The organism is Virgibacillus litoralis (genome assembly GCF_017873675.1).
Lineage (GTDB): Bacteria > Bacillota > Bacilli > Bacillales > Amphibacillaceae > Lentibacillus > Lentibacillus litoralis.
The window spans coordinates 237,924-256,807 of record NZ_JAGGKK010000002.1; the positions used below are offsets into that span (position 1 = coordinate 237,924).

The 18,884-nt window shown below is 36.4% G+C and carries 22 protein-coding genes and 1 riboswitch; of the genes, 3 read left to right on the plus strand and 19 right to left on the minus strand.

What is annotated here, in order from left to right; all coding sequences use genetic code 11:
* Nucleotides 1–84: 84 nt before the first annotated feature.
* The 6 genes from J2Z82_RS03440 to J2Z82_RS03465 all read right to left on the minus strand — a co-directional run bounded on the left by J2Z82_RS03440 (nucleotide 85) and on the right by J2Z82_RS03465 (nucleotide 5,364).
* Complete coding sequence (locus J2Z82_RS03440; RefSeq protein ID WP_209479388.1) at nucleotides 85–450, minus strand: prepilin-type N-terminal cleavage/methylation domain-containing protein; 366 nt, start codon at nucleotides 448–450, stop codon at nucleotides 85–87.
* Between the two features lie 44 nt (nucleotides 451–494).
* Nucleotides 495–579, minus strand: a riboswitch (cyclic di-GMP riboswitch).
* Between the two features lie 47 nt (nucleotides 580–626).
* Nucleotides 627–1,823, minus strand: a complete 1,197-nt coding sequence (locus J2Z82_RS03445) for a type II secretion system F family protein (protein ID WP_209479389.1) — start codon at nucleotides 1,821–1,823, stop codon at nucleotides 627–629.
* 3 nt (nucleotides 1,824–1,826) lie between these two features.
* A complete protein-coding gene (locus J2Z82_RS03450) occupies nucleotides 1,827–2,867 on the minus strand; it encodes a type IV pilus twitching motility protein PilT (RefSeq protein WP_209479390.1) in 1,041 nt (346 codons plus the stop codon).
* A 12-nt stretch (nucleotides 2,868–2,879) separates the two neighbouring features.
* On the minus strand, nucleotides 2,880–4,514 hold the full coding sequence (locus J2Z82_RS03455) for a GspE/PulE family protein (protein ID WP_209479391.1): 1,635 nt from the start codon (nucleotides 4,512–4,514) through the stop codon (nucleotides 2,880–2,882).
* Nucleotides 4,514–4,945, minus strand: a complete 432-nt coding sequence (locus J2Z82_RS03460; protein ID WP_209479392.1) for a hypothetical protein — start codon at nucleotides 4,943–4,945, stop codon at nucleotides 4,514–4,516. Before J2Z82_RS03460 ends, J2Z82_RS03455 begins: the two co-directional genes overlap by 1 nt.
* A complete protein-coding gene (locus J2Z82_RS03465; protein WP_209479393.1) occupies nucleotides 4,942–5,364 on the minus strand; it encodes a type II secretion system protein in 423 nt (140 codons plus the stop codon). Before J2Z82_RS03465 ends, J2Z82_RS03460 begins: the two co-directional genes overlap by 4 nt.
* A gap of 60 nt (nucleotides 5,365–5,424) precedes the next feature.
* Between J2Z82_RS03465 and J2Z82_RS03470 the strand changes: the two genes are divergently transcribed.
* On the plus strand, nucleotides 5,425–6,285 hold the full coding sequence (locus tag J2Z82_RS03470; RefSeq protein WP_209479394.1) for a type II secretion system protein: 861 nt from the start codon (nucleotides 5,425–5,427) through the stop codon (nucleotides 6,283–6,285).
* A gap of 42 nt (nucleotides 6,286–6,327) precedes the next feature.
* Here the strand turns inward: J2Z82_RS03470 and J2Z82_RS03475 are convergent, their stop codons facing one another.
* The 6 genes from J2Z82_RS03475 to J2Z82_RS03500 all read right to left on the minus strand — a co-directional run bounded on the left by J2Z82_RS03475 (nucleotide 6,328) and on the right by J2Z82_RS03500 (nucleotide 11,182).
* A complete protein-coding gene (locus J2Z82_RS03475; protein ID WP_209479395.1) occupies nucleotides 6,328–7,008 on the minus strand; it encodes a metal-dependent hydrolase in 681 nt (226 codons plus the stop codon).
* Nucleotides 7,009–7,079: 71 nt separating this feature from the next.
* Nucleotides 7,080–8,630, minus strand: coding sequence for a polyamine aminopropyltransferase (locus J2Z82_RS03480; protein WP_209479396.1), 1,551 nt, complete (start codon nucleotides 8,628–8,630; stop codon nucleotides 7,080–7,082).
* Between the two features lie 56 nt (nucleotides 8,631–8,686).
* The gene (locus J2Z82_RS03485) at nucleotides 8,687–9,082 is read right to left on the minus strand and encodes a DUF350 domain-containing protein (RefSeq protein ID WP_209479397.1); all 396 of its coding nucleotides are present in this window, start codon (nucleotides 9,080–9,082) and stop codon (nucleotides 8,687–8,689) included.
* A 15-nt stretch (nucleotides 9,083–9,097) separates the two neighbouring features.
* Entirely contained in the window at nucleotides 9,098–9,742 is a 645-nt protein-coding gene (locus J2Z82_RS03490) for a DUF4247 domain-containing protein (RefSeq protein WP_245251071.1), read from the minus strand.
* Between the two features lie 243 nt (nucleotides 9,743–9,985).
* Nucleotides 9,986–10,657, minus strand: coding sequence for a PspA/IM30 family protein (locus J2Z82_RS03495; protein WP_209479399.1), 672 nt, complete (start codon nucleotides 10,655–10,657; stop codon nucleotides 9,986–9,988).
* A 12-nt stretch (nucleotides 10,658–10,669) separates the two neighbouring features.
* A complete protein-coding gene (locus J2Z82_RS03500) occupies nucleotides 10,670–11,182 on the minus strand; it encodes a DUF4178 domain-containing protein (RefSeq protein WP_209479400.1) in 513 nt (170 codons plus the stop codon).
* Between the two features lie 158 nt (nucleotides 11,183–11,340).
* Here J2Z82_RS03500 and J2Z82_RS03505 point away from each other — a divergent pair, with 158 nt between their 5' ends.
* Nucleotides 11,341–12,438 carry a M24 family metallopeptidase gene (locus tag J2Z82_RS03505; RefSeq protein WP_209479401.1) on the plus strand — a complete coding sequence of 366 codons (1,098 nt, stop codon included), beginning with the start codon at nucleotides 11,341–11,343 and terminating at the stop codon, nucleotides 12,436–12,438.
* A 163-nt stretch (nucleotides 12,439–12,601) separates the two neighbouring features.
* Here J2Z82_RS03505 and ald read toward each other — a convergent pair whose 3' ends face one another.
* From ald to J2Z82_RS03520, 3 genes are all read right to left on the minus strand, one after another.
* On the minus strand, nucleotides 12,602–13,729 hold the full coding sequence (gene ald, locus J2Z82_RS03510) for an alanine dehydrogenase (protein WP_209479402.1): 1,128 nt from the start codon (nucleotides 13,727–13,729) through the stop codon (nucleotides 12,602–12,604).
* A 99-nt stretch (nucleotides 13,730–13,828) separates the two neighbouring features.
* Nucleotides 13,829–14,587 (minus strand): SDR family oxidoreductase, encoded by a 759-nt coding sequence (locus J2Z82_RS03515; RefSeq protein WP_209479403.1) that lies wholly within the window; start codon nucleotides 14,585–14,587, stop codon nucleotides 13,829–13,831.
* Between the two features lie 108 nt (nucleotides 14,588–14,695).
* Complete coding sequence (locus J2Z82_RS03520) at nucleotides 14,696–14,848, minus strand: hypothetical protein (protein ID WP_209479404.1); 153 nt, start codon at nucleotides 14,846–14,848, stop codon at nucleotides 14,696–14,698.
* A 134-nt stretch (nucleotides 14,849–14,982) separates the two neighbouring features.
* Here J2Z82_RS03520 and J2Z82_RS03525 point away from each other — a divergent pair, with 134 nt between their 5' ends.
* A complete protein-coding gene (locus J2Z82_RS03525; RefSeq protein ID WP_209479405.1) occupies nucleotides 14,983–15,417 on the plus strand; it encodes a universal stress protein in 435 nt (144 codons plus the stop codon).
* A 27-nt stretch (nucleotides 15,418–15,444) separates the two neighbouring features.
* On the opposite strand, the gene J2Z82_RS03530 is transcribed toward J2Z82_RS03525, so the two are convergent.
* From J2Z82_RS03530 to tpx, 4 genes are all read right to left on the minus strand, one after another.
* Nucleotides 15,445–15,969 (minus strand): MogA/MoaB family molybdenum cofactor biosynthesis protein, encoded by a 525-nt coding sequence (locus tag J2Z82_RS03530; protein ID WP_209479406.1) that lies wholly within the window; start codon nucleotides 15,967–15,969, stop codon nucleotides 15,445–15,447.
* 12 nt (nucleotides 15,970–15,981) lie between these two features.
* Nucleotides 15,982–17,166 carry an acetate kinase gene (locus J2Z82_RS03535; RefSeq protein ID WP_209479407.1) on the minus strand — a complete coding sequence of 395 codons (1,185 nt, stop codon included), beginning with the start codon at nucleotides 17,164–17,166 and terminating at the stop codon, nucleotides 15,982–15,984.
* Between the two features lie 24 nt (nucleotides 17,167–17,190).
* A complete protein-coding gene (locus J2Z82_RS03540) occupies nucleotides 17,191–18,177 on the minus strand; it encodes a class I SAM-dependent methyltransferase (RefSeq protein ID WP_209479408.1) in 987 nt (328 codons plus the stop codon).
* Between the two features lie 119 nt (nucleotides 18,178–18,296).
* Complete coding sequence (gene tpx / locus J2Z82_RS03545) at nucleotides 18,297–18,797, minus strand: thiol peroxidase (protein WP_209479409.1); 501 nt, start codon at nucleotides 18,795–18,797, stop codon at nucleotides 18,297–18,299.
* Between the last annotated feature and the right edge of the window lie 87 nt (nucleotides 18,798–18,884).

Consider the following 18,884-nt stretch of genomic DNA (forward strand, 5'->3'; position numbering starts at 1 on the left):
GATAATTATATATTAAGAAGACGCCCTGCAACTATAAGTGCAAGGCGTAGGTTATAATTAAATTCATTTTATATCGTGTTGGTTTCAATCAACACTTTCATCCCCATCATAATTGAATGTCCCATTCTCATTTTTAGTAACAGAACCAGAATATTCGGTTTCTGTTCCTGGAACTTTAGGAGTTTCCTCTAGATACCCTTTTCCCACTAGTTGTGACACCGTTATAGTTCCATCCGTATCATAATCACCACTAACATCTGCTAACCTTGCAGCATTTTCAATCAATTCTACATTTGCTTCATGTGCCTTTTCCTCAGAATCACCAATAACATTCCCAATCGTCGGTACTGCTATAGCAACAATAATTGCTAAGATTGCAATCACTGCCAATAACTCTACTAATGTAAAGCCTTTATTCTTTTTTATCATCTTTTTCATACGTTCAAGCATAAAAATCCCCGCCTCTCTTAATATATAAGATATAAAGTCTATTAAACTTAGCCGGCCGGTTGCACTACTTACTCCAAACTACCAAAGCGCCCAAGATAAAGGTAATTTATCATCGCATCCTACTATATTCCTATTTTTACTATAATACATTTTCAGACAAAAATCTACCTTGTTTACTAGATATTTTCAAATAATGAAAACATTGGTATAACAACTGCTGTAATGATGCTACCTACGATTACCGTCAGTACAATAATCATAAGTGGCTCGATTAATGTTTTGATCCGATTCGACAATTGTTCTACTTCTTCTTCGTAAAATGCTGCAGCTTTTGAAAGCATATTGTCTAAAGTCCCGGTCTTCTCACCAATATGGATCATTTGAACAACTAGTGCTGGAAATGCCCAGTGTTCTTTCATAGGATTAGTGATTGATTCTCCTACTTCCATCGATTTCCTGGATTGTTCTAATACATCTTGAATCACACGATTTCCAACCACTTTTTCGGTGATTTCGACCGATTGTAGGATTGGTACAGAACTATTTACTAAAGTACTCAACGTTTGTGTCATCCGAACCAAGACACCTTTATGTGCAAGTACACCTAAAAAAGGAAACTTCATTTTAATCCTATCGGCACGGTAAACAAACGCATCATTCTTCAACATATATTTATACATAGCAATACCTAACAAAACTACAGCAATAAGTACCCACCAAAAAGAACTAACCCAACCACTCAGACTCAAAATAAACTGGGTGTATGCTGGGATCTCTTCACCAAAAGAATTAAACATATCTACAAATCGAGGAACAATAAATACGAGCAAAAACATACTTAATAAAAGCGTAATAACTCCTACAACACTAGGATAAAGTAAAGCTGAAACCACTTTTTGTTTATTACGATATTCTTTCTCGTAATAATCTGCCATCTGGTGTAATATGTCATCAAGTTTGCCACTAGCCTCCCCCGCCCGGATCATGTTGACAAGTAGAGACGGAAAGACTTTAGGGTGACTTTCAACTGCTTTTGAAAGGGCCTGTCCCTGGTCAAGTTGTTTATCAATAGCTATCAGAGCGTGTCTTAATGCATAACTGTCCGTTTGCCTCGACATCGTCTTCGTAGCTTCAGAAATTGATATACCGGCATGAATCAATGTTGCATATTGCCTAAGAAAAATAACAAAATCTTTATTTTTAACTTTTTTATTAATAAATAATTCCTTATTCCACGATTTTGTCTCTTTTATTTCGATCACGATTATACTATCCTTCTCTAACCGTAATAGCGCGTCTTTTTTTGAATCAGCATCAATTTGTCCTTTTGTTTTGTGACCTGATACACGTTTTCCGCTATATTGATAATTCATCCATTAAAAACCCCTTTCCTGCATAAAAGGAGCAGCCGTTTCATATGCAATATGGTCTTCTTTAAGTAACTGTTTGAGATCCATTTCAAGCGTGTGCATTCCCTGTTCTTTTGATGTTTGCAGCACATTTTGAACTTGATGCAGTTTTTCATTACGGATTAAGTTTTTAACAGCAGGTGTATTAATTAGAACTTCAGTTGCTGCTCGTCGTCCCATATTGTCCTTTGTAACTAGTAAGCGCTGGGAGATAACAGCTTTTAAGATTGATGATAACTGGATGCGGATTTGCATTTGCTGTTCAGATGGGAATACATCAATTATTCGTTCAATTGTTGATACAGCATCTGTTGTATGGAGGGTACCTAAAACTAAATGTCCCGTTTCTGCAGCTGTAATCGCCGTTGAGATTGTTTCCAAGTCACGCATTTCCCCAACTAATATAACATCAGGATCTTGTCGCAGACTTGCTCTTAGTCCATTAACAAAACTATTGGTGTCAAAACCAATCTCTCGTTGGTCAATAACTGACTTGTTATGTGTATGCATATATTCAATCGGATCTTCTAAAGTAATAATATGTTTTTGCATTGTTTGGTTCATATGATGGATCATGGAAGCAAGCGTCGTACTCTTTCCACTTCCTGTTGGACCTGTTACAAGAACTAGTCCCTGTGGCTTATGCATGATATCCTTGGTAATCTGCGGGAGACGTAGTTCCTCAATTGATGGGATGCTAGTTGGAACAATTCGAATTGCCAATGACAACTGACTGCGTTGATAAAACGCATTAATCCGAAACCTTGATACCCCACTTATTCCATAGGAGAAGTCCAACTCGCGTTTCTCTTCCAGCCGTTGTAAAAGATTATTTGGGATAATTGCCTTTACAATTTGTTGTGTATCAGATGGACTGAGCGCTGGTTCATCTTGCTCAATCAGGTTACCATTTATTCGAAATATAGGGGCTTTTCCAATAGTTAAATGGACGTCAGATGCTTGTCTGTAAAAAGCTTTTGTTAACCATTTTTCAAATTTTTCACTCATGCGAATAACCCCCTAAATATTAATTGAAACTTGCATAATTTCTTCCATTGAAGTCAATCCTTCTTTTATTTTTTCTAAGCCATCCTGAATCAGAAAATTCATGCCCTGCAGCTTTGCATAGGAGCGAATTTCTGCTAGAGATTCATTATTCAGCAACATACTTTTTATTCTTTCATCAACTACCAGCACTTCTTGTACTGCTATTCTGCTGCGATAGCCCTGTTGGTGACAGCTGCTGCATCCTTTCCCATAATAAACAACGTCTGCTTCCATATCATTTTGATTAAAAATCTCTTTCTCCATTTCAGTTAGCTCTCGTTCCGTGATGCAATCCCGGCAAATTTTACGAACTAATCGCTGTGCAACTATACCCGATAAAGAGGAAACAACTAAATACGGTTCAATTCCCATATCGATCAATCGTGGCACCGTGTCAATTGCACTATTAGTATGGACTGTGCTGAATACTAAATGACCTGTTAAGGAAGCCCTAATAGCAATCTCCGCTGTTTCCTGATCGCGAATTTCACCAACCATGATAATATTCGGGTCCTGTCTTAATATTGAACGCAACCCGTTTGCGAAGGTAAGACCAATAGAACTTTTAACTTGTACTTGATTAATACCGTCCAGCTGGAACTCGACAGGGTCTTCAACCGTAATAATGTTCACATTCTCCTGATTCAGTTGGTTGATTGACGCATATAATGTTGAGGTTTTTCCCGACCCAGTTGGTCCTGTTAACAAAACAAGTCCTGATGGCTGGGTAATTAACTGCTTATATTTCTTATAATTAACTTCGGAAAAATTCAGCTCACTTAACTGCATCAGCGCGTTATTAAGGTCCAGAATACGAATCACAATCTTTTCACCATGAACTGTAGGAAGGCAAGATATCCGTAAATCTGCTGGTGTATCCCCTACATTCGTTTTAATTCTTCCATCCTGTGGCAGTCTTATTTCCGTTATATTTAAGTTTGCCAATATTTTAATTCTAGCAATTAAAGCATTTTGCATTTGTTGAGGTATTATTTTTTCAGTTTGCAGTCTGCCATCTATTCGATAACGGATGTTTACATTCTTCTCTTGCGGGTCTATATGGATGTCACTTGCTTTAAGCTGGATTCCCGTATTTAATAATTGGTTAAGCAGCTTAATTACAGGTGCCTCATCATCAGATTCAGCATTAGTCTCTACTGCTAGCTTAGAGTCATTCTTAAAATAATATTTATTAATGGCAAATAGAATATCGTCTTTTGCTGCGATTACTGGCGATATACTAAATCCTGTTGCCATTTCTAAATCATCAATAATGTAATAATCCATTGGATCCTTCATTGCTATTGTCAAAGCATTATCCTCGACTTTCAAAGGCATAATATAATTTTTTTGCGCCATTTCCTTTGATACATAGCCTAGTACATAATGATCAATTGGGTATTGATATAACGAAACATGTGGAATACCTAATTGAAATTCCAAAACTTCAATCAGTTGGCGTTCCGTAATAACTCCTCGTTCAAGTAAAGCATCACCAAGCTTTTGGTCTTCTTTTTTATTTTCCAGTGCCTGGTTTATATGATTCTCAGTTACAATACCAGCCTCTTGTAAGAGGTCACCAAGCCGTTTTCGTGTTATCAAATTCATCACTCACTTTCAAATGTAATGATTATGGTATCCTCAATTTCCTTTTCTTTGTTATATGCAGTACCAATGCTACTAAATTTTATCATTACTTTCTCTTCAGTTTGTTCTTCTATATGTGAATCTTGAATAGAAAACTTGTGATCCTTAGAGTCCAATTTCACAGGATTTTGCGGTAAATTAATTTCAGTTATATACACATTATCTGGCTTTGTAATTCCTTCGCCTTCAATATAGTTTTGTACAAAACTCCTATAGTAATCGACCCCCATTTCGGCAATGAGTCGTGCATCTATTTGCTTTTCCATAGTCGTTACTTGTCTTGTTGTATTTGTAATTTGGTAAGATTGAGTCAAGATGAAAACAAGAAATAATGTAATAATCATCAATGTAAGTACCAGTGCCGCACCTTTCTCACTTTTAAAATTAATCATTTCGAGTCCCCTTGAATATATGTATACGATTCGCTTACCAATCTATCATCATTAGAATATATTTTAATATGAGTACGGTATAAACTCACATCATTTTCTTTACAAATACTTAATCTTGCTTCGTAATTTTCACTATTTAATTGATAATCTTTTAAAAATACATCTTCTGATGAACCATTCTTACATCCAATGATATTGTCACCAAATAAACCGGCAACATCTACTTTTTCCGTTTCGTTAGCTACTTCACTTAATAGATTGCTAGCTACTAATTCCTCATCTGTTTTCTGTGTCCAGCTCATTATTTGTGGAAAAATTGGTAATAAAACCGCAATAACCATTCCTAAAATTGCAATTGATGCTATAATTTCAACAAGGGTAAATCCGCTACTATTTATTTTTTTAAATCTAGTATACAATAGAATTCACACCTTAATCGTGACTTTTATCCTATTATAGCATTTATTGGAAGTGTAGACATGAAACTTCGACATTTTTCAACTCAAAAGGGCATGACTTTAGTGGAGCTATTAGCTGCACTTAGTTTATTTGCAGTTCTTATCGCCCTTTCTTCCACTGTTATTATTCAAATGATTAATAGTGAAGAAAAGACAAGCGAGAATATTTCATTGAAACAGGATACAAATGTTTTAATTAGTGACTTGAGGAATCAATATAATAGTGGTGAATCAAAACTTTGCTTTAACAAAGATAAGAAAAGTTTTACGATTAGTAATGATACAACAATACATAACGGTCAAGATATTTTGACAATTAATAAAAATGGCTGTGTAGATATTAATAATGATAAATCTGTAGAGATTTACTTGGCTACTGAGAATAAAGGACAACAGTTTTCATTGAAAACAACATGGGCTAATAAGAAGGAATATAAAGTAATTTTAGAAGACGATTTTAATGAAGAAGATTTTCAAGATGGCAATACTCAAGAACAAGGTGAATTTAATGGAAACACAAAATTTGAACAAGATTCAATTAAAAAAAATGGATATACTTCGATTATAGTAAATGGCAGTGCATGGTTTCCAAATGGAGTGGACATAAAACAAGATATTTCGTTAACAATAACCAAAAACCTCTATATGGATGAGGAATCAGCTTTGTTTAATAGTGTTATGGTGGACATTGGTAAAGATGCTACTTTTAAAAGTGATTTAACACTAAAAAATAAGTCAGTCATCACTATCAATGGAGATGCCTACTTCTATGGGGATATCATACAAAATGGCAATAGTGGAAGTATATGTGTCAAAGGAGAATCCTTCTTCTACACGGATAAAACAATAAATGACTATAATCGAATTTTCAAATGTAATTAATACGCAAAAACGTGAGCCTGCACGGCTCACGTTTTTTCTATTCTATAGATTTACTGAATCTCCAATTTTCATTGCTAATCCTTTACCTGTCTTAACTTTCTCAGCAAAAGCCTCCGGGTTCTGTTCAATCACCGGGAACGTATTATAATGTACAGGGACAACTGTTTTGGCGTTAATCCAATCAGCTGCAATTAACGCATCTTCAGGTCCCATTGTAAAATTATCACCTATTGGTACAAAAGCAATTTCGATATCATTCATGTCACCAATTAGCTTTAAATCACTAAATAAGCCTGTGTCACCTACATGATAAATTGTTTTCCCATTAATTGTTAACAGAATACCACCTGGCATTCCAGTGTAAATAATTGTTCCATCCTCTTCTGTATAGGATGATCCATGAAAGGCTTGTGTGAATTTCACTTTTCCAAAGTCAAATACATGAGCACCACCGATATGCATGGGGTGTGTATTCAAGCCTTTTGAACCGAGGTATCCGGCAAGTTCATTTGGTGCGACAACCAGTGCGTCATTTCGCTTTGCAATATCAAACGTGTCACCTACGTGATCATTGTGCCCATGTGTCAACAGAATAATATCTGTTTTTACGGTTGATGGGTCCAAGTCACAAGCTTCATTTCCCGTAATAAATGGATCAATTAAAATAGTATGGTCCTCTGTTTCAACTCGGACGACTGAATGTCCATGATATGATACTTTCACTAATATCGCTCCTTTTACATTTAGTCTACACCCTATACATTCGATAGAGCTTTTCATATTCCTTTACCCGATTAATAATTTTTCCATGCATTTTCATATAATTGAATTAACTTTGGGTCAATTAACGTATTAATTTCCAAGTCGAATGTCTTCCCATCTTCGTCAACTATCCGACTGTCTTCGTCTTTCCCAAACTCACCCAAACTTGTCAGCATATCAGTTGTCAGAAACCTCGTGGATTTATTGATGGTAATCGCATCAAGATTAATTGGGTCTCTGCTAGCCATTACAAATCCCCAATTCCCAAAACTTGGTATATCAGCATGCAGATTTTCAACATCCATTCCAGTCGATTTTACAGTTTCTGAAATAGTCCAATATACTTTTGTTGCAAAAACAGGACTTGTACCCTGAATCATTGCCGCACCACCAGGGAGCAAATGATTGCGAATAAGTGAATAGAATTCTTTTGTGTAAAGCTTATTCAGACTTTCGTTATTGGGATCCGGCAAGTCGACTATAACAGCGTCATACCATTCCTCACTGTTCTCTAAAAATTTAAAAGCATCATCATGAACTATATTCACTTTTTCGTTGCGTAATGAGCCATCATTTAAACGAAGAATCTGCGGGTTAGAATTAGCAAGCTTAGTCACTGCAGGATCAAGATCGACGAGTGTAATATCCTCAACACTTTCGTATTTGAGCACTTCTTTTGCAGCTATTCCATCTCCTCCACCTAAAATTAATACATTTTCAGGATTTTTTGCATATTCCATAGTAGGATGAACCAGAACTTCATGATACCGATATTCATCAGTTGAACTAAATTGCAATGAACCATCCAAATATAAACGTGTATCACCCTGATCCTGTGTGAGTATTATTTTCTGATAGCTGCTTTCTTCCATGTATATTATGGGATCCTTGTATAATTTTTGTTCGAAGCTAAACGCCATTGCTTCTCCAAAAAACAACCCGATAACAAGCAACAAACCGATTAACACTCCGATAACAGCATGTACAGCAAAACGTCGTATCTCTTTACGGAATAACCATAATACAATTAAAGCTACTGCCAAATTGATACAACCAACTAAAAATGCTGATTTAACCATTCCAAATTGAGGACGGAGCAAAAATACAAATAACAGACCACCAACAAGACCACCGGCATAGTCTGAAAATAATACTCTTGCAGTACTTTTATTTAGGGTAACGCCTATTTCATTAGCCTTCCGTATAAGTATTGGTAATTCAACACCCGTTAATGCACCAACTAACAATGTAATCAAATATAAGTAAAAAGCATCCGTACCCGCAGGAGCAAATGCTGTAATTCCAAACATCGTAAAGCTGGAGAATCCCCCGATAATTGCTACACCGAACTCAATATAGACAAATGATATGATTAGGTTTTTCGTTACTCTTTCACTAATACTGGCACCTATTCCCATACCCGTTAAGAATAAGGATATAGTCAATGTATATTGTTTAACACCATCACCCAATATGTAAGACCCTAACGCACCAAACAATACCTCAAAAATTATGCCACAAATGGATACAATTCCAGACGCCCAGTAAATAAAGTTGCTTTGCCGAATGGATTTTTCATTCATATTACCACTCCAAAATATAAAGCGACCTAGCTTCATGCTGGTCGCCTTAGTGAATTCTATGTAATCGATGCACCAATTACAAATCCTAGCCCTATAGAGACTGCCATGGAGATAATCCCGACTGCTCGGTTATCTTTTAACAGCTGTTCTTCAACTGAAAATTTACGGGTGAACAGTTCAAATAAAACATAAGCAACCATTTGCAGTACTACACCGTACGCACCCCAGATTATTGTTTCGTAAATAACATCACTATTATAGATCGCAAATGCAAGTATGACGCCAATACCCATGATTTTTCCCGCAATGGATAACGCTACTGCTTGGTTACCTTCTTTGACCTGATCCATATCCTTATATTTTCTTGTTATATTTGCAAATAGAGCTAAGCCAATCAATATAATTACAATAGAGATTGCAAAATAAACAAACGTTGCTATAAATGGTCCCATTCTAACACACTCCTTTTATTTTCCTGCACCTGGTCCACCACCACGAAATATTGAACCTCCACGGTTTGGTGTACCATTTGGGTAGTACCCTTTTCCGGTATATCCTCCGTAACAATTGCCTGATCTACACCCCCAATTATTTGAACCAAAGGTGTTGTTTAGAAGACTCATAGCAAAAAATGTACTTAAAAAACTTGGTGAATAATTTCGTCTAACGAATTCATCGCTTGCAACCTCAAGAAGCAGTACATCTTTATCATCTTCACTTTCCTTTAATGTTACAAATGAATCATCATATATTAATATTTGCTGATTATCTTTAACTTCACTCTCATTTTCAGGTTTCTTGGCTGAGGTCAAGGCAGATGATAACTCTGTTAAATCAAATTGGTTTGTTGCATATATCTCTGCTTTATTTGATTCATTCGATACGACATCCATTAATGGAAAATTAGCTTCAATCAAATCATCAATTTCATTATCATTATTCGAATTCAAATCATTTATTATTGATTCTTTATCAGGCTCTTGTGGAACATCATCTTTCGTGATAATAACTTCTTCCTGCATTCCTCTATCTGAAAAAGGTCCTAGTTGTGCACACGATGTCATAATAAGCATGATTAGTATTAGGCCTGTAAATATGAGCCACTTTTTCAACAAGTATTCACCCCTTTCTTAGAAAACTTAGCATATCGCCAAGTCTTAATGGCGAAAGCTTAGTTGCACTTATGCAGTAAGGAAGTAGTTATACTTTCTTAACTGCTCACAAATCTTTGGGACAGATCTAATTGTTAGAAACTTGGCTTATTGCCAAGCTTTAATGGCGAAAGCCTTAGTTGCACTTTCGCAGTAAAAAATATTTACTGCTAAAAAGAGTCTGTCCCATTTTCTCACTCTTTGTTATTCTTTATTCATTTTCTTTTTTAGTGCTGCAAGTTCGTCATCAACGTTATTTTTATCTTCTAAATCCTCAAATTCATCATCCAACGTACGACTTTCCTGTGAAAGATCCTCACTTGTGTCAGCTTCCGCTTCAAACTGCATGACCTTCTCTTCCATTCTTTCAAATCCTTGTTTAGATTCATCATTACCAATTGAAGACATTGTCCGATTCATCTTGGTTCTCGTTTTAGCCGACTCTGCACGGGCTTTAAGTGAATCTTTCTTCAATTTCATTTCCTGATATTCTTTTTTCATTTCATCTAATTTATCACGTAATGCATCAGAATCGCTTTTTGCACGTTCCCATGATTCTTTAAGCATTGTTGCCTGCCCTTCATGGTCACCTTTATCCTGAAGTGCACGACGAGCCAAGTCTTCATTACCTGATTCGATAGCTTGCTCTGCTTGTTCTTGGCGTTTATCTACCATTGCCTGAGCATCATCAGCTTTACGTTTCAGCATTTTCTCATTAGCAATTTGTTTGGATACGGATGTTTCGACTTCTCGGATATCTTCAGCCATATCCCGCATAAACTGATCCAGCATTTTCACAGGATCTTCAGCTTTGTCAAGCATTGCATTCATTTCCGAACCAACTACAGTTGATACACGTTTAAAAAATTTAAACATATTTATCCTCCTCTATTTTGTTCCAGCTAAGATTTTTAATTCATATGATTCAATTGGGTAACCATAACTAGCTTCAATTTCTGTTCCCCAAGACTCAAAGCTTAAGAAATGTGCGCCATTATCTGCACTATAATCAGCGTAATTTGTTTCGGTATCTTTAAGATTAGAACTTCTTCCTTCACCTTGTACGCTTGCAGTTCCTTTTTCCTCAAGATAATACGTTTTATTATCGTAGGTTAATTCCTTAGGATAAGGCTTAGAAATTGGATATTGTATTTTTTTGTAGATACCAAGCTCCAATTCATCATCCATTTCCGCAGAAAGCCAAATAGTATCTCTTCCTTCCAATAACTGATATCCATACCATTCGTAGCTTCCATCCCGGTAAGTAATTTTCCCCACTACTTCATAGTCCCTTAAGTCGTAAGTCACAATATCACCGACTGCAATGGACAATGTTGTTCGCTCTTCAGGCGCAGAACGTTGTTTTTCCTTTTTTGAAAAAAGCTTTGAAAATAGACCCATAGCTTCACCTCACATACCAACCAAAGTGGTTATTCTTTATGTTATACGATTCAATTTTAAAATAGTTTCATGAAAAAATCATCAATTTATATTGTAACACGTTTTAACTGTATTTACTTTTGTTATAATATAAGTATTAACAAAAACGAGGTGCTTATATGACAAACAGATTAGACACATTATTAAATGAACTAAAAAAGAACAACCTTGACAGTATGCTTGTCACATCTAAGGCAAACTTTTACTACTTAAGCAACTATTATACAGAACCACATGAACGTGTTATTGCTGTCTATGTCAGTCAATATCATGATCCCTTATTAATGGTACCCTCAATGGAAGTAGAAGATGCAAAAAATGCTGGCTGGAGTTACGAAATAATTGGATACCAGGACCATGAAAATCCCTGGAGCCTATTTCATGATTTTCTAAAACGAAATAATAGTATTCCACATTCAATTAGTCTTGAGCATAATCAGCTTACTTTGGATCGTTACCATCAAATAATGGAAGTTCTTCCTGAAGCAGTTGTTTCAGACGGACAGGAAATATTAGCAAACTTGAGAGTTATCAAAAGCAAGAAAGAATATACACTCTTAAAACAAGCGGCTTCCCTGGCTGACTTTGGAGTAGAGACAGGAGTAAAAGCAATTAACGAAGGAGCTGGTGAGCTCGAAGTTATTGCAAAGATAGAATTTGAGTTGAAAAAACAGGGAATTCAGCATATGTCGTTTTCAACAATGGCCTTATCAGGCGCTAAAACAGCGTCACCACATGGAACGCCCTCCATGAAGAAAATTGAAAAAGGAGATATGGTTCTATTTGATCTTGGCGTTATTTTTGAAGGCTATTGTTCTGACACTACAAGAACAGTTGCATATAAATCAATTACACCAGAGCAAGAAAAAATCTACAACACAGTCTTAGAAGCTGAAAGAAGGTCAATCGAAGCCTCAAAAATCGGGACGCCTGTTGGGGAAATTGATTTAGTAGCTCGAAACCACATTGAACAAGCTGGATACGGCAAATATTTCACACACAGAATTGGCCATGGCCTGGGAATAGAAACACATGAATATCCTTCCATGCACAGTAACAACAAGCTCCCACTGCAAGAGGGAATGTCTTATACAATTGAGCCAGGAATCTATGTACCAAACACTGGCGGAGTGAGAATAGAGGACATGATATTCATGACCCCGAAAGGACCTGAAACGTTAACGAAATATCCTAAAGAATTACAGATTGTCGGCTAGAATACTTGGCTCTGGTGTCCGCAAAAGGTGGCGGCGCATTAGGCAGCCATGAAGGTTTCTTAAATGCAAAATAAATCCGAACTAATTCGAATTCTATTTCAAGAATTTTGAATCATAGTTCGGATTTCACTTTGACTAAAACACTATTGTCCCAGCCATTCGTTTATAATTTTTGTTTATTCAGTAACGTATAAACGTCATCATAATGCAGGTCATGAGATTCAGCTACAGCTTGATATGTCACATATCCTTCTAACGTATTAATTCCCTTTAATAATGCTTCGTTATCTAAACAAGCTTTTTGATATCCCTTTTTCGCTAATTGAAGTGCATATGGAACAGTAACGTTTGTTAATCCAATTGTGGATGTACGTGGTACTGCTCCGGGCATATTCGCAACAGAATAGTGCAATACGCCGTGCTTTGTATATGTTGGGTTATCGTGCGTTGTAATACGGTCACTTGTTTCAAATATTCCACCTTGATCAATTGCAACGTCCACGATAACAGATCCTTCTGGCATAGCCTGTACCATTTCATCTGTAACTAACTTTGGCGCTTTTGCACCAGGAATTAATACAGCACCAATAACAAGGTCAGATTCTGCGATTGCCTCACTGATATTTAATGGATTGGACATCATCGTATTTATAGATGATCCAAAAATATCATCCAATTGGCGTAATCGTTCTGGGCTTAAATCAATAATGGTAACGTCAGCCCCTAAGCCCATCGCAATTTTTGCGGCATTTGTTCCGACTACTCCACCGCCAATTACCGTTACTTTACCACGTTTAACACCGGGAATACCAGCTAGCAGTATGCCTTTACCACCTTTTGATTTCTCTAAAAATTGCGCACCAATTTGTGAAGCCATTCGACCAGCTACTTCACTCATCGGTGTTAGAAGTGGCAATGAGTTGTTTTCCAATTGTACTGTTTCGTATGCAATTCCAACAACCTTATTATCAATTAATGCTTTTGTTAATTCTGGTTCGGCTGCTAAGTGTAAATAAGTAAACAAGATTAAACCTTCATAAAAATAGTCATATTCCTCAGCTAAGGGTTCTTTCACCTTCATGACCATTTCCTGTGCCCAGGCTTCTTTAGCAGTGGGAACAATAATCGCTCCAGCTTCAGCATATTGATCATCGGTAAAGCCAGAACCTAATCCTGCCCCTGTTTCTACATAAACCATATGTCCAGCTTTCTCCAGCGTCAAAACCCCAGCTGGTGTCATTGCCACTCGGTTTTCGCTATTTTTTAATTCTCTAGGTACTCCTATTTTCAATGATATACCCTCCTTTATTAAATTGCTTAAAAATGTATAAATATAGTAATTGCAAACACTTCAATTGTAACAAATACTATATAAAAAAGCACTACAACTTTAGCGGTATCGATGAATTACATCAAGTCCTCCAGTAACATCGAAAATAGCCCCCGTAATCATGTCCGAATTTTCATCACACAAATACATGATTGTACGTGCAATATCCTCACCTGTTCCTGATCTGCCAACAGGAGTTGCGTCATCGTGCACCTGCCTGCTTTCTGCAATACTAGCTTCTTTCATATCACCAACTATATTGCCTGGGCAGACCATGTTCGATGTGATTTGATATTCTGCTTCTTCAAAGGCGACTGTTTTAGTCAAAGATACTAACCCACTTTTAGCTGCTGAGAAAGCAGAACGATATGGCCATCCTGGTGCACTATTAGCCCCTTGAAAGCCATAATTAACTATTCTGCCAAATCGTTGTTCACGCATATATGGAACCGTTAATTTTAATAAATTAAAAACAGCATCAAGATTTCCCTTTATCATCTTATGCCATTCATCATCAGTATAATCAAGTAACTTTTTACGCTCAAAAATAAAAGGACCAGCATTGTTAATAAGGTAATCAATACCACCATGACGTGTTACAGCTTTTTCAACAAGAATTTCCATATTATTTTTACTGGTTACATCAGCTTGCTCAATATGTAATAAGTGATTATATTGTTCAAGTTCCTGTCTAACCTCTTGTGCTTTCTTATAATCGCTGTGATAAGTTGTCGTAACGTAATGACCCATTTTTAAAAATTCTTCGATCACTTTTCTTCCTAATCCTGATGTACCTGCTGTGATTAGTGCATGTCCCATCATTTGTTCCTCCTTGAACTACTTATCATGAATAGAATTATATCATAATATACTAATGGAAAGAACTAAAGCAATCCATCCCTTTTAAGAGATGGATTGAAAGCTGCACTAATTTTTTTGATTATTGTACTTGTGAATTCCTCTGTTGTTAGAGAGTTTTTCCTTGTCTTCAATAACACCACTTTGATAGCTTTCGATAAGTTGATTTTTCACAGTTGAGACACCTTTTTTATCTTCAAAGAATTTTTCTTTTCTTGACAATTAAATCACCTCCATTTTTAGTATGTTCACATTCGAGACACATACTGGAGTTTTTTATTTCCAACTGTTTTAAAAAGGGTTATAGTAGTAGTAGAGAGGGTATATACATAATAAGAAGAAGGGGAGAGATTATTATGGATTTCGAATACAAAAATATTGTAGTTGCTGTTGATGGTTCTGAGGCTTCCGAAAAAGCGTTTAAAAAATCCTTGGATATTGCAAAGCGGAATGATGCACGACTTATTCTGGCACATGTTGTTGATTCAAGAACCTTTGCTACAGCTGAAGCTTATGACAGAACCTTGGCTGAACGGGCAGAAGAATATGCAAGAGAACTGCTAGATAGTTATGTAGAGAACGCAAAAACTGCAGGCATAACAAATTTAGTCAGATGTGTTGAATACGGATCTCCAAAGGTAAAAATCGCTAAAGATATCGCTATCGATTTTAATGCTGATTTAATAATTTGTGGTGCTACAGGTATGAGTGCCGTAGAACGCTTCCTTATCGGCAGTGTCTCGGAAAGTATCACAAGATATGCCAGCTGTGATGTGCTAGTTATACGCTAAAATAACACTCCAATTCATTTGAGAGCGTTATTTATCTAAGTCATTGATATCTTTTTTAATCTCATGTGCTATATGTGACAATTCAGGAAGAATCAATCTTTCCATGGCAAGCTTTACTGCGCCTGATGATCCTGGCGTAGCAAAGACGGCTGTATTCTTGCTCACTCCCGCAATCGCTCTTGATAATATAGCCGCAGACCCAATATCTTCCTGGAAACTTAACATTCTAAAAAGTTCCCCAAAACCGGTTATTTCCTTTTCAAACATGGGCTGAATGGTTTCAATTGTCACATCACGATAAGCAATACCAGTTCCTCCGTTCATTAATATAATATCAATATTAGGATTCTCAAGGCCAGAACCAATAATTTCTTTAATAGCTGTACTCTCATCAGAAATAATTTCTTTTATTTCGATATGGTGCCCGGCCTCTTCCAATAAATTGACCATTAGATTACCACTTTTGTCGGTCCTCGGTGTTCTTGTATCACTTATCGTTACTACCATACATTTAACAAATTGTTTATTTTGTTTGTGTTCATGAACTGACAACCAAATTACCTCCTATTGAGAAAGACGAACAGTATCTCGTGCTATCATAACTTCCTCGTTAGTAGGAATTACGATAACTTTCACCGGAGAATGAGGATAGTTTATAAATGCTTCCTTACCACGAATCTTATTTAAGGCAGGATCCCAATATACACCCATAAATTCTAATCCTGTTAAAACCTTTTCACGAACCGTGTCACTATTTTCTCCTACTCCTGCTGTGAATATAATAGCGTCTACTCCTGACATTCTAGCCGCATACGAGCCTAAATACTTATGTATACGGGCTGCAAACACTTCCAAAGCAAGTTCTGCACGCTCATTCTCATTTGCCTGTTGTTCAATGTCCCGTAGATCACTGGAAAAACCTGATAAGGCCAACATTCCACTCTTATTATTTAAAATATTAATCACATCAAATGCAGATTTTCCTGTTTTTTCCATAATATATGGGATTAGAGCGGGATCAATATTACCGGACCTGGTACCCATCGTTACGCCAGCTAATGGAGTGAATCCCATTGACGTATCAATTGATCTGCCTTTATCAATAGCAGCAATACTTGCACCATTACCTAAATGGCATGAGATTAGTCGTAATTGGTCAACTGGTATACCTAACATTTCACCAGCACGCTGTGAGACATATTTATGGGAAGTTCCATGAAAACCATATTTACGAATTCCATACTTTTCATAATACTCATACGGTAAGCTATATAAATAAGATTTCTCAGGCATTGATTGGTGAAATGCCGTATCAAATACTGCGACCATTGGAACATCAGGCAGTATTTTTTGAAATGCACGAATTCCAGTTAAATTTGCCGGGTTATGCAGTGGGGCTAATTCAGATACTTCATCAATAATTCGAGTTACTTCTTCAGTAATAAGTACTGAATCACTAAACTTCTCCCCGCCATGCACTACACGATGACCAACAGCATTAATTTCCTTGAATGATTGGATAACACCCGAACTTTTTAGGCTGTCCATTAAATGCTCAACGGCAATTTGATGATTTGGAATATCTGCTGACACTTTCTCTTTACTGTCGCCTATCTCAATTGTAAATACAGAATCAGCCAAGCCAATTCGTTCAACAAGCCCTTTTGCTAAGACTGTTTCTTCTGGCATCCGTATTAACTGAAACTTCAAAGATGAACTGCCAGCATTAATAGCTAAAATGTTCTGCATTGTGTATTCAACTCCCTATTATAGCTAATTTTTTATATTCGCCGAAAACCATGTATTCATTTGCCCTAAAATATCATTCATCGCTGTTGTATCTTTAAATGAAGGAAGCTTAACTAACAATGGCTGTTTTGGAGCTGTGGTACCCTTACCTTTCTTCTGCAGAATAAGTATACTCTTTATATTTTTCTCTGACTTAAACATACTTTCCGGAAGCCTCAAAACGCCAACAATATGCGCATGCTCCTGGATATAGGCATGCAGTTTATCCGATTGATCGCTGTCGAACAGAAAGTCAGGAATTACGAAAATTGAATACCCGCCATCTTTCGTATAATTCATGCTTTGTTCAATATACAAATGATGGGAATAAGAATGACCTTCATCCGCTTTTAGCTCAAAGTCATTCGCACGTACATCATCAGGATAATAGCCAACAGGTAAATCAGCTACAATTAAGTCAACTGGGTCCAAAAGGAATGGTGTTAAACTATCCTGATGAAAAAACTCCACTTCTTTCTTTTGTAAATTTGCGTTCAATACAGCAAGTTTAATTAATGTAGGATCAACTTCACTAGCAAACGTTTCTTCGGTATTTTTCAAATGGCCTAATACTGTTGTAAGCAAATTACCAGTTCCGCTGGCAGGATCAAACACACGTAGTTTTTCTTTTCCATTAGTAACCTTCTCTGCTAAATAGCCAACAAATAGCGCAACTGTTTCTGGTGTCATTAAATGCTGTTGCTGCGTTGTCCCTTTCATACCTTTTAAGATAGCCAATTGTACAGCTTTACGAATTTCTTCGGTTTGATATGTGTGTATATCAATATCCTTTATTATCGTTTGAAGTTTATGTTTTAAGACATCATCTATTTCCTCGGCAACATGCTCGTGAAAAAATACCTCCAATGTCATAGCTAGACTATCCAAGTATGTTTCGTTCACATGCTGTTGTACTGTATCAGTAGCGTTATCTATCTTTTCAAATAAAACTTCTACATTCATTTTTTCCATAATCAATAAGTCCTCCGTTCAATCCATCTATCTAAAGCATTTCTAGTGTAACAAATCATCTATGTATATGTACAAAAATCTCTCCTGCTATCGAGTAACAGGAGAGTTTAATTTCAATACTATTTTGCTTTTTTAGCTTCTTCTAGCGCTTTATCATAATCAGGATGATTCGTTACCTCGCTTACATATTCCAAATATGTAACTGTGTTAGTTGAATCAACCACGAAAATTGATCTTGATAATAACCGTAATTCCTTGATTAATACGCCATAATTTTCACCGAAGTTTGCATCACGATGGTCGGATAACATTTCAAGTTCATTAACTTTATTCACTTCACGCCAGCGCGCCTGAGCAAACGGCAGGTCCATACTAATAGTTAATACTTGCACATTACCTATATCTTCTGCTTCCTTATTAAACCTCTGAGTCTGTTCAGAACAAACTCCAGTATCAATAGAAGGTACGACACTTATTAATTTTACTTTATCTTTATAATCATCCAATTTAACTTCTTTAAGATCATTGGATAATACAGTAAAGTTTGGCGCTTGATCACCTACTGAAATCTCATTGCCTAGAAGTGTGACAGGATCCTGATTAAATGTAACGTTAGTCATATGAATCATTCCTCCTAAAAATTTTATCCTTGCACACTCCCATTATGAATTTTTTGCCATTTAATGTCCACTATTATAATTATACAG